Raw genomic sequence first — 14,164 nt, 5'->3', positions numbered from 1 at the left:
TTTAAATATAGATTTAGCTATATGAAAATACTTATCCACCATTTTCCATAACTATGTGAATTATGTATAAAAAATTAATATTATAAACATTTTCACCAAACAAAAAAAGCCGCTTACGCGGCTTTTTCATTTATACTTCTTCACAATATTTTTCAAACGCTTCTTGAAGTTTTGTTACAACAGACATTGGCTCATGTCCTTCAATTTCATGACGCTCTACCATTGTCATAATTTTACCATCTTTTAATAACGCAAAAGATGGGGAAGATGGTGGATAACCTTCAAAATATTCTCTAGCGCGAGCCGTTGCTTCTTTATCTTGACCAGCGAATACAGTAACGAGATTCGTTGGGCGCTTATCGTAATGAACGGAATGAGCAGCTGCTGGTCTAGCAATTCCACCTGCACATCCACAAACTGAGTTCACCATTACTAATGTTGTACCTGACTTTTGAAGCGCATCCTCTACGTCTTCAGCTGTCGTTAATTGTGTATAGCCTGCAGCTTCAATCTCTTGACGCGCTTGGCGAACAACATCATTCATAAATAAATTAAAATCGATGTTCATCTTTTTACCTCCTTTAGTTAGCTACTTTTATCATAGCAAACCATGACTTAAAACGCGATTTCTTTCGCTTATGTTTGTAAAAAAATTATTGTTATTTTATCGGTTGATTCACTTGTTCATACTGGTGAATTATTTTCTCAAATGCTTCTTCCATCGTTAGGTGTCCTTTTTGCATATGTTGCTCAACGATTTTTAAAGCCTGTCGCAGCTCTTGCTTACCATAAAAAGATTCGTACAGATAATCAGAAATTCTTGACTGCAACCATGCAGATAGCTGTAATCCCCGCTTTTTTTCAAACTGGCCATTTTGTATCATCCAACCCTTATAATCAGCAATGTGATTCCACAAGTTTATAAAGTCACCTGCTTCATAAATAGAGGTTGTTAACACTTTTGGTTGCCAATTAGGTGAATGAGCATATAGAAATGAAATAACGGATTCATACTCTTTTTTCGTAAGTACTGCTTTTTGTCGATTATCTCCATCCGCTTTATTGACACAAATTAAGTCAGCTAATTCTAGAATTCCTTTTTTAATTCCTTGAAGTTCGTCTCCTGCCCCTGTTAACACAAGAAGAATAAAAACATCAACCATTTGCTTAACGATTCCTTCACCTTGCCCCACGCCCATTGTTTCGACAAAAATAACGTCATAACCTGCTGCTTCACATAAAAGGATAGCTTCTCTTGTCTTACGATGAACTCCTCCTAATGTTCCTTGTGAAGGAGACGGTCGAACAAAAGCTCTTGGATGCTTAGCGAGCTGTTCCATGCGCGTTTTATCACCTAAGATACTTCCACCGGACACCGTACTGCTGGGATCAATCGCCAGTACTGCTACTCGGTACCCATGATCACATAGATACGTCCCAAATGCATTAATTAACGTACTTTTTCCGGCTCCTGGTACACCTGTAAATCCAATTCGAATTGATTTTCCTGTATGCGAATAAATTTCTTTCATTAACTGTTGAGCCAAGTGTTTATGCTTAGCAGCCTGGCTTTCAATTAAGGTAATGGCTTGTGCTAAAGCAGCTCGATTTTCTTTTAAAATTCCATCTTTATACTGAGACACCGTTTTTAATTTGGCCATATAATCACTCATCTACCGCTAGCTTTTCTTTAATCTTTTCTAACACATGGATAGCTGCTTTTGGAATGATCGTACCTGGACCAAAGATAGCTGCTGCTCCGCTTGCTTCTAAGAATGGATAATCTTGTTTAGGGATAACGCCTCCTACAATGACTAAAATATCTTCTCTACCATGTAAGTGCAGCTGTTCAACAAGCTGTGGAAGTAGCGTTTTATGTCCTGCAGCAAGCGAGCTAAACCCTACTACATGAACATCATTTTCAATTGCCTGCACTGCAGTTTCTTCAGGCGTTTGAAAAAGCGGACCAATATCAACATCAAAACCTAGATCGGCAAATGCTGTAGAAATGACTTTTGCTCCACGATCGTGACCGTCTTGACCCATTTTAGCAACTAGAATCCTTGGCCTTCTTCCTTCTTCTTCTAAGAAATCATCCGTTAACCGGCGAACTTTATCAATAAGCTCTGCTCCTTCAAATTCTGCTTGATAAACACCTTTTATTGAGCGTGTAACTGCTTGATGCCTACCAGATATTTTTTCAAGAGCAAATGATATTTCTCCTAGCGTTGCTCTTGTTCTCGCAGCTTCAACCGCTAGCTCTAGTAAATTTCCTTGGCCTGTTTCAGCAGCATGTGTTAAATCACGTAAGGTTTTTTCCACCTGCTTGTCATCGCGCTGATTCTTCAGCTCTTTTAACCTTTCTACCTGCGCTGTTAGCACCGCTTGATTATCAATATCTAAAATCTCTAGTTCCTCGTCTTCGTTCGCTTTGAATGCATTCACTCCAACAATAATTTCAGCTTTGGAATCGATTCTGGCTTGCCTTCTCGCAGCAGCTTCTTCAATTTTCATTTTTGGAATTCCAGTTTCAATTGCCTTAGCCATGCCACCAAGTGCTTCAATTTCTTCTAAATGAGCCCATGCTTTATGAACAAGCTCATTTGTTAGCGATTCAATATAATAAGCTCCTCCCAGTGGGTCGATAACAGAACAAATAGACGTTTCATCTTGCAAATATAGCTGTGTATTACGTGCTATTCTTGCAGAAAAATCTGTTGGTAACGCAATTGCCTCATCTAATGCATTCGTATGCAATGATTGTGTGTGTCCTGAAATAGCTGCAAGTGCTTCTACGCATGTACGTACTACGTTATTGAATGGGTCTTGCTCCGTTAAACTCCAACCAGACGTTTGTGAGTGGGTGCGCAAAGCTAGTGATTTGGGATTTTTGGGGTTAAACTGCTTCATTAACTTAGCCCATAGCAATCGACCAGCTCTCATTTTTGCTACTTCCATAAAGTAATTCATTCCAATCGCCCAAAAGAATGATAGCCGCGGGGCAAAAGCGTCTACTGAAATACCAGATTTTATCCCCGTTCGGACATATTCTAATCCATCTGCTAGCGTGTAGGCTAGCTCCAGGTCAGCTGGTGCTCCTGCTTCTTGCATGTGATAACCCGAAATACTGATGCTATTAAATTTAGGCATATGTTCAGACGTATACTTGAAAATATCTGCAATAATTCTCATCGACATATCTGGAGGATAAATATACGTATTCCGCACCATGTATTCTTTTAAAATATCATTTTGAATGGTACCGGCTAGTTGTTCCCTTTGCACACCTTGTTCTTCAGCAGTTACGATATAAAAAGCCATGATTGGTAGTACAGCACCATTCATAGTCATTGAAACTGACATTTTATCCAGCGGAATACCGTCAAAAAGCTTTTTCATGTCTAAGATAGAATCGATTGCCACCCCTGCTTTGCCTACGTCGCCCACAACACGAGGATGATCAGAGTCGTACCCTCGGTGTGTTGCTAAATCAAAAGCAACAGACAGCCCTTTTTGTCCTGCAGCTAAATTCCTACGATAAAAAGCATTGCTTTCTTCTGCTGTTGAAAACCCTGCGTACTGACGAATCGTCCATGGTTTTTTCACATACATCGTCGCGTAAGGTCCTCTTAGGTAAGGCGGCTTTCCTGGTGTAAAGTCCAGAAATTCAATGCCTGTATAATCTTTTTCTGTATATAAAGATTTCACAGGAATTTGTTCATTTGTTTGAAAAGATGTTACAGTATGCTGCTTACTCTTTACTCCCTTTGTTTGTGTATCAGAGCCAAAATCAATGTTTTCAAATTGTGGTTTTTTATACATGTTGATTCACCTCAATCCAGCGTACTAATTGGGTAAAGCAGTTAATTGCACTTACATTTTCATTAATAACCTTTGTCGCTCCGGCTACCTCTGATTTCGCTACAACATATACATAAAGTTTTTCTTGCTTATACTTGTTAAGGAAAGCAAGCATATCTTTTACTTGTTCAGGTTCACCACATACTACGTATGCATGACAAGGATGTTTTTTCAACCATTCAATGGTATCCAAGTCATGATATAAAGGCGAAAAAATTTCACATTGAAATCCACCAGACTGGAAGAAACCATAAGCAAACTCTTTTTGTTGCTTGACCAATTTACTTTGTGATAGTTCAATGCAACCAATAGTCATTCCTTTGTTTTTTTTACGCACCTGCTCAAACGCTTCGCTTTTTCTCCACTGGTTTAAAGGAAGAATTGATTCAGGACAGGATTGTTGCTCATATGCATCCACTAACAGGAAGGGCTCTGCTAATTCGTTTCTTAACTGCAATTGATATTCATGGTAGTCTTTTTTTGCAGCGTTGTCTTCTTCATAAATACTTTCACTTGAAGATACATAATGCGTCACTCCTACCATTCTTTCATTTCTACTATGTAGCTGTTCTCTTTTCTTTTCACTTATATGTTGGAGCTCACATTGAATCCACCCTGACTTTAGACATGCTTCCATACCGCCTTTGGACTCAATTTTTTGAAATAGCTTCCAAGCTTTTTCTGCAAGTTCATGCGTGTAGGATTCAATGTACCATGAACCTCCTGCTGGATCTATGACTCTTCCTAATTGTGATTCTTCTTGAAGCATTAGCTGAGTATTTCGTGCGAGTCGATTGGATAACTCTGTTGATTGCTTTGTTATAGCATCATATGGATAAACATGTAGGCTATTTGCTCCTCCAATAATTCCAGCAAATGCTTGCAGGGTTCCTCGTAAAATATTCGTATGTAAATCTTGTGCTGAAAGCGTATGGATGGATGTGTTGACATGGATGAAAGGAAGCGGTACGTCTATAGTCTTGGAAAACGCTCGAACGGCCTGAAGCCATAGAAAGCGAAATGCACGCAGTTTTGAAACTTCCATAAAAAGCTGTGAGCTTGTTGAGAATGAAAATGCCAGATGAGGTAATACATGATGTAAGGGAATATTGCGCTTTAAACATTCATCCGTGTATTGTACGGCTGTTGAAAGTGCATATGCTAACTCTTGAACGGCTGTTGCTCCGCTCATATGATAAGGTTTTGTATCAATAAGTACTGTCTTTAGCAAGCTTTTCTTTTCTTGTACAAACGAAATCGCTTTTGCCATGTCATGATACAAATCAGTAATCGGAATTGGTGACTGAGCGTGTTCAGCTAACGAACCGAGCGGATCCATTCCAATCACTCCAACCATTTGAGATAACGTGATTCCTTCCTGTTGACAGTACGTATTGATAGATTCAATCAACGGTATTACTGTATATCCAGAAGGAATAAAAAGAGGTACTTCAGGCAACTGAATATCTTTAAAAAGCGCACATAGATCTGTATAGTTAGAGAGCAAAACGCCATCTTTCAATTCAGTAAAAGGAACTGTTAAAGGATTCTGTCCGTTAGTTGAGATAGGGTTTAACTCAATAGCCAATGACGTTTGTCCGTTATCTAACGCTTCCTTTATCATTTGATTTGCTTTCTTTGGAACGGCTACATTTATTCGCTGTGCAATATTCCATTTATTTGATGCGGAATGTGAGTCTATACCTCTTACAAATAAGTAAAGGTCTTCATCTTTTAAATGCAATAAATTCTGCACATCCTTTTTCCGATAAAGCGTTTTCAAAGATATGTTCTCAAATGTTCCTTTTTCATATAAATGAGGATCATCTTTTAGCGCTTTTTTTACTTCTTCTATCCATTCTTGTTGAGGAGTATAGGTAAATTCATGAAAAGATGGTTTATTCATCGTCATTTCCCCTTTGCACTTTGATACCAAAGCCTTTTGCTACTAACATACTTTCTTTTATTTTATTACATTCTATAAGCGAAATATATATACCTTCTCAAAATCCACTATGTCAAATCGTCATAACGAGCAGAACTTTTTCGAATTAAATATTAAACAAATAAAAGCACAATGAGCGAATCATTGTGCTTTTATTTTTAGTAAATCGATGTATGTTCCTTAGACATCGATTCTAAAATTTCCTTAATGCGTTTTAGGAATTGACCACAGACAAGTCCATCAAGTACACGATGGTCAAGAGATAAACATAGATTAACCATGTCTCGAATGGCAATCATATTATCGATAACAACTGGACGTTTCACAATGGATTCTACCTGTAGAATCGCTGCTTGTGGATAGTTAATGATTCCCATAGATTGAACGGAACCAAATGATCCTGTGTTATTTACGGTAAACGTTCCACCCTGCATGTCTGCTGCTTGTAATGAACCTGCTCGTACTTTTTGTGCCAATTCATTAATTTCACGTGCAATTCCTTTAATTGTTTTTTCATCCGCATTTTTTATGACAGGTACGAATAGCGCATCGTCTGTTGCAACAGCAATTGAAATATTAATATCTTTCTTTTGAATAATTTCATCCCCTGCCCACATCGAATTGATTTCTGGGAATTCCGTTAAAGCCTGTGCAATCGCTTTGACGAAGAAAGCAAAGTACGTTAAGTTAAATCCTTCTTTTTGTTTAAATTCTGTTTTGATAGAATCACGATATGATACGAGGCTTGTTACGTCCACCTCAACCATTGTCCAGGCATGAGGAATTTCGTGCTTGCTTCGTAACATGTTGCTAGCAATTGCTTTACGCACACCAGATACAGGAATTGCTTTATCCCCAGAAGCCGTTGGAACAGGCTCTGGCTTTTTGACCTCTGCTTTTGGTGAAGGCGTTGCTGATGGAACCGATACTGTTTTTGGCGTCTCTTGATGACCAGCTGAATCCATCTGTGGACCTTTTTCAATTGCAGCCAGTACGTCTTTCCTTGTAATTCGACCACCTGCACCTGACCCTATAAGTGTTTCAAGATTAATTCCATGTTCTTGAGATAAACGAAGAACGGCTGGTGAGTAGCGCTTTTTATTGGAATGGTCAGCTGTATTTAATTGTGAAACTTGTTCGCTCGTTTCTTTTGAAGGGTTTTGAGCTGCCTCTGCTGAAGGTGCTCCTTCTACTTCAATCAAACACAGCGTTTCTCCAACTGGTAGCGTCTCATCTTCAGCTGCAATAATTTCTTTAATTACACCCGTAAATGAAGATGGAACTTCTGCATTCACTTTATCCGTCATCACTTCTGCTAATGGATCATATTTATTAACTTGATCTCCCACAGCTACTAGCCATTTGCTAATCGTGCCTTCGGTTACGCTTTCTCCAAGCTGAGGCATCTTGATTTTTTCAATTGCCATTGGAAACAACTCCTTTAAAATTCAGCTAATTCTCTCATTGCTTTTTCTACTTTATCTGGATTTACCATAAAATACTTCTCCATCGTTGGAGCATATGGCATAGCTGGAATATCTGGACCGGCCAAACGTTGAACGGGTGCATCCAAATCAAATAAACAATGTTCTGCAATAATAGCCGCTACTTCACTCATGATGCTTCCTTCTTTGTTATCTTCTGTTACAAGAAGCACCTTACCTGTTTTAGATGCAGCTTCAATAATTGCTTCTTTATCTAATGGATACACTGTACGTAAATCTAATACATGAGCTGAAATTCCATCAGCGGCAAGTTTTTCAGCTGCTTGAAGTGCAAAGTGGACACAAAGACCATATGTAATAACAGTAATATCATCGCCTTCGCGTTTCACATCTGCTTTTCCGATTGGGAGTACATAATCGTCTTCTGGCACTTCACCTTTAATTAAGCGATATGCACGCTTATGTTCAAAGAATAACACCGGATCATCATCACGGATTGCTGCTTTTAATAATCCCTTTACATCATAAGGCGTAGATGGCATCACAATTTTTAACCCTGGCTGATTGGCAAACAACGCTTCAACTGATTGTGAATGATAAAGAGCACCGTGCACGCCTCCACCATAAGGTGCACGAATTGTAATTGGACAGTTCCAATCATTGTTCGAGCGATAGCGAATTTTTGCAGCCTCTGAAACGATTTGGTTCACAGCAGGCATGATAAAATCAGCAAACTGCATTTCAGCAATTGGACGCATTCCGTACATTGCTGCTCCAATTCCAACTCCAGCAATCGCTGATTCTGCCAGCGGCGTATCAATTACTCGTTCTTCTCCAAACTGCTCATATAAGCCGTTAGTTGCCTTGAATACGCCGCCTTTTCTTCCCACATCTTCTCCTAATACAAATACACGTGAATCTCTTTCCATCTCTTCACGCATAGCCATTGTTACGGCATCGATATATGACATTACTGGCATTTTTGTTTCCTCCTCACTCACCGTATACGTATTTTAAAGCTGATTCTGGATCTGCATATGCAGCATGTTCTGCGTAGTCTGTTGCTTCATTCACAATTTTCATGATTTCTTCAAGCATTTCAGTTTCTTTCGCATCTGTTAGAGTCCCAGTTTCTTTTAAATACGCACCAAAGCGAATAATTGGATCATTTTTCTTCGCTTCTGAAATTTCGTCTGCTTCACGATACGCACGATCATCATCATCACTTGAGTGAGCAGTTAAACGGCTAGAAACCGTTTCAATAAGTGTTGGTCCTTCACCTTTTACTGCTCTTTCTCTTGCTTCTTTTACAACTTTATATACTTCTAAAGGATCGTTTCCATCCACTGTGTATCCAGGCATTCCATAGCCTATTGCACGGTCTGATACCTTTTCACACCCAAGCTGCTTTTCTACTGGCACTGAAATGGCATATTTGTTATTTTCACACATGAAAATAACAGGTAATTTATGAACCCCTGCAAAATTAGCACCTTCGTGAAAATCACCTTGGTTTGATGAGCCTTCACCGAATGTTACAAATGTCACCAACTCTTTTTTCTCCATTTTACCTGCCAAAGCAATGCCAACAGCATGAGGAACCTGCGTTGTCACCGGAGAAGACCCCGTTACAATGCGCTTCTTTTTATACCCGAAGTGACCTGGCATTTGACGACCGCCTGAGTTTGGATCTTCTGCTTTTGCAAATCCTGATAGCATTAAATCACGTGCTGTCATTCCGAACGCAAGAACTACTCCCATATCTCGGTAATAAGGTAATGCGTAGTCTTTCTCACGATCTAACGCAAACGCTGCACCGACCTGCGCTGCCTCTTGTCCTTGACACGAAATAACAAAGGGTACCTTCCCAGCACGATTTAGTAACCACATACGCTCATCAATTTTACGAGCAAGAAGCATTGTACGATACATTTCAACTACTTGTTCATTTGTTAAACCTAGCGCTTCATGACGATTTTCAGTCATCAGTTAAAACCTCCTTAATAATTAAAAATGAATGGCCTTTCCATCAACAGCTAGTGCTGCTTCACCGATTGCTTCAGATAAGCTTGGGTGTGGATGAATAGTATGAGCAACTTCCCATGGCGTTGCATCTAACACTTTTGCAAGACCCGCTTCTGAAATCATGTCTGTTACGTGTGGACCAATCATGTGCACTCCAAGCAAGTCATTTGTTTCTTCGTCTTTAATGATTTTTACAAATCCTTCTGCTTCACCATATACAAGTGCTTTACCAATTGCTTTAAACGGCATTTTACCAACTTTCACGGCATGACCTTTTTCTTTTGCTTCTTGCTCTGTTAAACCCACGCTTGCCACTTCTGGGCTACTATATACGCACTTTGAAATAGTTTCATATTGAATTGGCAGCGGCTTTTTGTCTCCTATATGTTCGATGGCTACAATTCCCTCATGAGAAGCAACGTGTGCAAGTTGAAGACCACCAATGACATCACCAATTGCATAGATATGTGACTCTTTTGTTTGATAAAATTCATTTGTCTTAATAAAACCATTTTCAACAACAATATCTGTGTTTTCTAATCCAATACCTTCAACGTTGGCTTGTCGCCCAACAGATACAAGCATCTTTTCAGCTTCGTATGTACTTGTTTCACCATTCACTTCAGCTTTCACTTTTACACTGCTAGCTACTTCAACAGTATCCGCTAATACTTTAGCAGAAGTAACTACCTCAATTCCTTTTCGCTGTAGCTGCTTTTTCATTTCAGTTGATACATCGTAATCTTCGGTCGGCAGAATCCGATCACTGTATTCAATAATTGTTACCTTAACTCCAAAGTCAGCAAGCATTGAAGCCCATTCAACACCAATCACACCGCCACCAACAATCATAATAGATTGAGGAAGATTTTTCATTTGTAAAGCTTCATCCGATGTAATGATAAACTCTCCATCAATCGTTAGTCCTGGTAACGTTCTTGGGCGCGAGCCCGTTGAAATGATTACGTTATTTGGTATAAGCATTTCATTTTCTTCACCGCTCTTTAGTTCAACTGAAATGGTTCCTGGCATCGGTGAAAAGATGGATGGTCCTAATATGCGACCAAAGCCTTCATACACATCGATTTTGCCTTTTTTCATCAATCCTTTGACACCATTATACAGCTGTGTGACAATCGAATCTTTTCGCTCTTGTACACGCTCATAATCAAGTTTTACATCAGATGCTAAAACGCCAAAAGAGGCTGCTTTTTTTGTTGTTTGAAATACTTCTGCACTTCGTAACAAAGCTTTGCTTGGAATACACCCTGCATGAAGGCATGTACCACCCAGCTTTTCTTTTTCTACAATTGCAACGCTTAAGCCGAGCTGAGAAGCACGAATTGCCGCTACGTATCCGCCCGTGCCTCCTCCTAGAACTACTACATCATATTCTCTTGCCATATATTGTCACGCCTTTCCTTTTAAAGTGTAGAAGAGTGAATGTGCTCACCAGGATATTGCTTTGCTTTTTCTTCCTGTTTTAAGACGCGCAGTGCACCCTCAGCCAGTGCTTGAAGCTCATTTTCCCCAGGAAACACCGTAACATCTGCAATCCACTTTACGCGTTCAATAATTAAACTCACGAACATTTTTGAATAAGCAATTCCACCTGTTAAAATAATCGCATCGACCTTACCTGCTAACACAGCACTTGCTGCACCAATTTCTTTTGCAATTTGGTAAGCCATTGCTTCATACACCAATTTTGCTTTTTCATTTCCATGTTCAATAAGTTTTTCAACTTTTTGAACATCAGACGTCCCTAAATATCCAACTAATCCACCTTTACCAACAAGCATCTTCATAATATCTTCGCGATAATACTCACCGGAAAAACATAAGCGGACAAGTTCTCCCACTGGAACACTTCCCGCTCTCTCTGGACTAAAAGGACCGTCACCATGTAAACCGTTATTCACATCAACGACTCTTCCATAATTATGAACACCTACAGTGATACCTCCACCCATATGTGTCACAATTAAATTTAATTCTTCGTATTTTTTATCAAGTTTGGCAGCAACTTTACGGGCTACTGCTTTTTGATTTAATGCATGAAAAATGCTTTTACGCGCCATATATGGGCTACCTGATATCCTAGCCACGTCCAATAATTCATCAACAACCACAGGGTCTACAATGAATGCTGGAATATTCAAACCAGAACCGATTTCATATGCCAAGATTCCACCAAGGTTTGATGCATGGTGACCTGCATATCCTTCTTTTAAGTCTGTAAGCATTAGCTTATTTACTTCATACGTACCGCCTTCAATTGGACGTAACAACCCACCACGTCCGCAGACTGCATTAAGTTTTGATAAATTAATTCCCTCTTCATCAAGCGCTTCTAGAATAGATTTTTTCCGAAACTCATATTGATCATAAATGGTTTCAAATACACTCAGTTCTTTTGCTTCATAGCGAATCGTGCGATCAAAAATCATTTGATCATTGTGGAATACACCGATTTTCGTTGATGTCGATCCTGGATTAATGGTGAGTATTCGATAATCTTGCATAATTAACATAGAGCCTCCTAGCTGTATCAAGTTTAACTTCCATCAGCGGAAACGTTCTTTATCTCCATTGACGTTTAGTTCAACTTACCGAACCTTTACAGACAGCTGATTTCCCACTTCTTTTCTTTGTAACCTCATCATCTTAAAAGAAGGATTTACTATCCGTTAAGAGTGGGGTAAAATGCTGTTTGCCTAAATGAAGCTAGGGAACGTATCTCTACAGGTCCCTAGCTGTTAATTATTAGCGAGAACGTCTACTTAAAAGGTGATGTTCATTTTGCAAAAACTGACTGCGAGAGCGTCTTAGTTTCTCAATTCGCTCTTCTGCTAGGCGATCTGCCGCTACATATGTCGGAATTCCATCTCGCTTTGAAATTTCAATTACTTTTTCAATATTATCATAAATCGTTTCAACCTTTTTCAATGCGCGTTCACGATTATAACCAATCAATTCGTCCGCTACGTTAATTACTCCTCCAGCGTTGATTACATAGTCCGGTGCATAAATGATTCCCATTTCATGAATCATATCACCATGACGGGCTTCTTTTAACTGATTGTTTGCTGCTCCTGCAATTACCTTTGCCTTTAATTGTGGAATTGTTTCATCATTGATTGTTGCACCTAGTGCACAAGGTGCATAGATATCACATTCTACTCCATAAATATCCTGCGGGTCTACTGCTTTTGCACCGAATTCTTCAACTGCACGCTGCACAGACTCCTTGTTGATGTCTGTCACAATGAGCTTTGCTCCTTCTTCATGAAGATGACGACACAGGTTATATGCAACGTTTCCGATTCCTTGAACTGCTATTACTTTTCCTTCTAAAATATCCGTACCGAATGCTTCTTTTGCAGCTGCTTTAATCCCGCGATAAACTCCATAAGCCGTAACTGGCGAAGGATTTCCTGATGAACCAAACGCAGGTGAAACTCCTGTCACGTAGTCTGTTTCTTGATATACAAGGTCCATATCTTCAACAGTTGTTCCCACATCTTCAGCTGTAATATAGCGTCCGTTTAGCCCTTGAATATAACGTCCAAACGCGCGGAACATTTCTTCGTTTTTATCTCTTTTAGGATCACCGATAATAACTGTTTTACCGCCTCCCAGGTTAAGCCCTGCTGCTGCGTTTTTATATGTCATCCCTTTTGCAAGGCGCAGCGCGTCTTCAATTGCCGCTTCCTCAGACTCATACGTCCACATTCTCGTTCCACCTAAAGCAGGCCCAATTGTTGTATCATGAATGGCAATAATTGCTTTTAACCCCGATTGCTCATCTTGGCAAAAAACTAATTGTTCATAATCGTATTGTTCCATATAGCTAAAAATTTTCATTGTTGTTTCCTCCTATTAATTATGTGTCGCTACGTTGATTGCTAACGCTAACGAGTAAAGTTTACTTTCAGCAGAGTCTGCTCGTGACGTAAGTACGATTGGCGCTTTTGCTCCAGCAATAACAGCTCCAACCTTTGCTCTCGCAAAATAAATAAGTGATTTATATAAAATGTTTCCCGATTCAATTGTAGGTACCATTAAAATATCAGCTGCTCCAGCAACTTCGCTTTGAATTCCTTTTTGCTCAGCAGCTACGTGACTGATGGCATTATCCAAAGCAAGAGGTCCATCGACAACACAACCTTTTATTTGACCACGCTTGTTCATCTGTGTTAGTAATGCAGCATCAGTAGTCGCTTCCATTGCTGGATTGACTACTTCAACAGCCGCAATTGGCGCTACTTTCGGTTTGGTTATCCCCATTGCTTGTGCAACACCCACGGCATTTTCAATAATTTGTACTTTCTCTTGAATATTTGGTGCAATATTCATTGCTGCATCTGTGACAATAATAGGTCTGTCATACCCTGGAATTTCAAAGGCAGCTACGTGTGACAAGACGTTTCCAGTTCGCAAACCGTTCTCTTTATGTAAAACAGCTTTAAGAATGGTTGAAGTTGAGAGGTGACCTTTCATAACGATATGCGCTTCATTCATTGCTACAGCACGCACTGCTTCTTGGGCAGATTGTTGAGGTGAATTTGTATGCACAATCGTAACTTCGCCTGCTTCCAAGCGTCTTTTGATTTTTTGCTCTAAATTTGATTTAATTTTAGCTTCGTTTCCATATAAAATAAAACGAGCTAATTGGTACTCACAGGCCTGATTAACCGCTTCAAGGGTTTCTGCGTCCTCAGCAGCAGCAACGGCGATTGTAACCTGTTTATTCGTTATACTTTTACGCATTAACTGTTTAAGTATCATGAAGTGCTCGACCTTTCATGTTAGAGTTTGGTAAAAACGAAGCGAATAGCTTCACCACTTTTTATATTTGCAAGAACCATGCCAAATACTGATAACA

The 14,164-nt window shown here is 39.5% G+C and carries 11 protein-coding genes; all 11 read right to left on the bottom strand.

Annotation, left to right across the window (positions count from 1 at the left end; translation table 11 throughout):
* Positions 1–130 precede the first annotated feature (130 nt).
* The 11 genes from V2145_RS02600 to yqiS all read right to left on the bottom strand — a co-directional run bounded on the left by V2145_RS02600 (position 131) and on the right by yqiS (position 14,067).
* Complete coding sequence (locus tag V2145_RS02600; RefSeq protein WP_094910738.1) at positions 131–568, bottom strand: BrxA/BrxB family bacilliredoxin; 438 nt, start codon at positions 566–568, stop codon at positions 131–133.
* Positions 569–659: 91 nt separating this feature from the next.
* Positions 660–1,661 carry a methylmalonyl Co-A mutase-associated GTPase MeaB gene (gene meaB / locus V2145_RS02595; RefSeq protein ID WP_094910739.1) on the bottom strand — a complete coding sequence of 334 codons (1,002 nt, stop codon included), beginning with the start codon at positions 1,659–1,661 and terminating at the stop codon, positions 660–662.
* A 4-nt stretch (positions 1,662–1,665) separates the two neighbouring features.
* Complete coding sequence (gene scpA, locus V2145_RS02590) at positions 1,666–3,822, bottom strand: methylmalonyl-CoA mutase (RefSeq protein ID WP_094910740.1); 2,157 nt, start codon at positions 3,820–3,822, stop codon at positions 1,666–1,668.
* Positions 3,815–5,767 (bottom strand): methylmalonyl-CoA mutase family protein, encoded by a 1,953-nt coding sequence (locus V2145_RS02585; protein WP_330987299.1) that lies wholly within the window; start codon positions 5,765–5,767, stop codon positions 3,815–3,817. Before V2145_RS02585 ends, scpA begins: the two co-directional genes overlap by 8 nt.
* Before the next feature lie 197 nt (positions 5,768–5,964).
* Entirely contained in the window at positions 5,965–7,233 is a 1,269-nt protein-coding gene (locus V2145_RS02580) for a dihydrolipoamide acetyltransferase family protein (RefSeq protein WP_094910742.1), read from the bottom strand.
* A 14-nt stretch (positions 7,234–7,247) separates the two neighbouring features.
* Complete coding sequence (locus tag V2145_RS02575) at positions 7,248–8,231, bottom strand: alpha-ketoacid dehydrogenase subunit beta (protein WP_094910743.1); 984 nt, start codon at positions 8,229–8,231, stop codon at positions 7,248–7,250.
* A gap of 13 nt (positions 8,232–8,244) precedes the next feature.
* Positions 8,245–9,237 carry a thiamine pyrophosphate-dependent dehydrogenase E1 component subunit alpha gene (locus V2145_RS02570; RefSeq protein WP_330987298.1) on the bottom strand — a complete coding sequence of 331 codons (993 nt, stop codon included), beginning with the start codon at positions 9,235–9,237 and terminating at the stop codon, positions 8,245–8,247.
* Positions 9,238–9,258: 21 nt separating this feature from the next.
* Entirely contained in the window at positions 9,259–10,680 is a 1,422-nt protein-coding gene (gene lpdA, locus V2145_RS02565; RefSeq protein ID WP_330987297.1) for a dihydrolipoyl dehydrogenase, read from the bottom strand.
* 20 nt (positions 10,681–10,700) lie between these two features.
* Positions 10,701–11,801, bottom strand: coding sequence for a butyrate kinase (buk, locus tag V2145_RS02560; protein WP_094910912.1), 1,101 nt, complete (start codon positions 11,799–11,801; stop codon positions 10,701–10,703).
* Between the two features lie 241 nt (positions 11,802–12,042).
* A complete protein-coding gene (gene bcd, locus V2145_RS02555) occupies positions 12,043–13,143 on the bottom strand; it encodes a branched-chain amino acid dehydrogenase (protein WP_094910746.1) in 1,101 nt (366 codons plus the stop codon).
* A gap of 15 nt (positions 13,144–13,158) precedes the next feature.
* Positions 13,159–14,067 (bottom strand): phosphate butyryltransferase, encoded by a 909-nt coding sequence (gene yqiS, locus V2145_RS02550; protein WP_330987296.1) that lies wholly within the window; start codon positions 14,065–14,067, stop codon positions 13,159–13,161.
* Positions 14,068–14,164: the final 97 nt, after the last annotated feature.

Source organism: Priestia sp. GS2 (genome assembly GCF_036409025.1).
GTDB classification, from domain to species: domain Bacteria; phylum Bacillota; class Bacilli; order Bacillales; family Bacillaceae_H; genus Priestia; species Priestia aryabhattai_A.
This window is presented reverse-complemented; position numbering and strand designations above follow the sequence as displayed.

What these genes read in the sequence shown, in the direction of transcription:
- lpdA (WP_330987297.1), bottom strand. Translation starts at nt 10,680, where the DNA reads ATGGCAAGAGAATATGATGTAGTAGTTCTAGGAGGAGGCACGGGCGGA.
- meaB (WP_094910739.1), bottom strand. Translation starts at nt 1,661, where the DNA reads ATGGCCAAATTAAAAACGGTGTCTCAGTATAAAGATGGAATTTTAAAA.
- yqiS (WP_330987296.1), bottom strand. Translation starts at nt 14,067, where the DNA reads ATGATACTTAAACAGTTAATGCGTAAAAGTATAACGAATAAACAGGTT.
- V2145_RS02570 (WP_330987298.1), bottom strand. Translation starts at nt 9,237, where the DNA reads ATGACTGAAAATCGTCATGAAGCGCTAGGTTTAACAAATGAACAAGTA.
- buk (WP_094910912.1), bottom strand. Translation starts at nt 11,801, where the DNA reads ATGCAAGATTATCGAATACTCACCATTAATCCAGGATCGACATCAACG.
- scpA (WP_094910740.1), bottom strand. Translation starts at nt 3,822, where the DNA reads ATGTATAAAAAACCACAATTTGAAAACATTGATTTTGGCTCTGATACA.
- V2145_RS02585 (WP_330987299.1), bottom strand. Translation starts at nt 5,767, where the DNA reads ATGAATAAACCATCTTTTCATGAATTTACCTATACTCCTCAACAAGAA.
- bcd (WP_094910746.1), bottom strand. Translation starts at nt 13,143, where the DNA reads ATGAAAATTTTTAGCTATATGGAACAATACGATTATGAACAATTAGTT.
- V2145_RS02600 (WP_094910738.1), bottom strand. Translation starts at nt 568, where the DNA reads ATGAACATCGATTTTAATTTATTTATGAATGATGTTGTTCGCCAAGCG.
- V2145_RS02575 (WP_094910743.1), bottom strand. Translation starts at nt 8,231, where the DNA reads ATGCCAGTAATGTCATATATCGATGCCGTAACAATGGCTATGCGTGAA.
- V2145_RS02580 (WP_094910742.1), bottom strand. Translation starts at nt 7,233, where the DNA reads ATGGCAATTGAAAAAATCAAGATGCCTCAGCTTGGAGAAAGCGTAACC.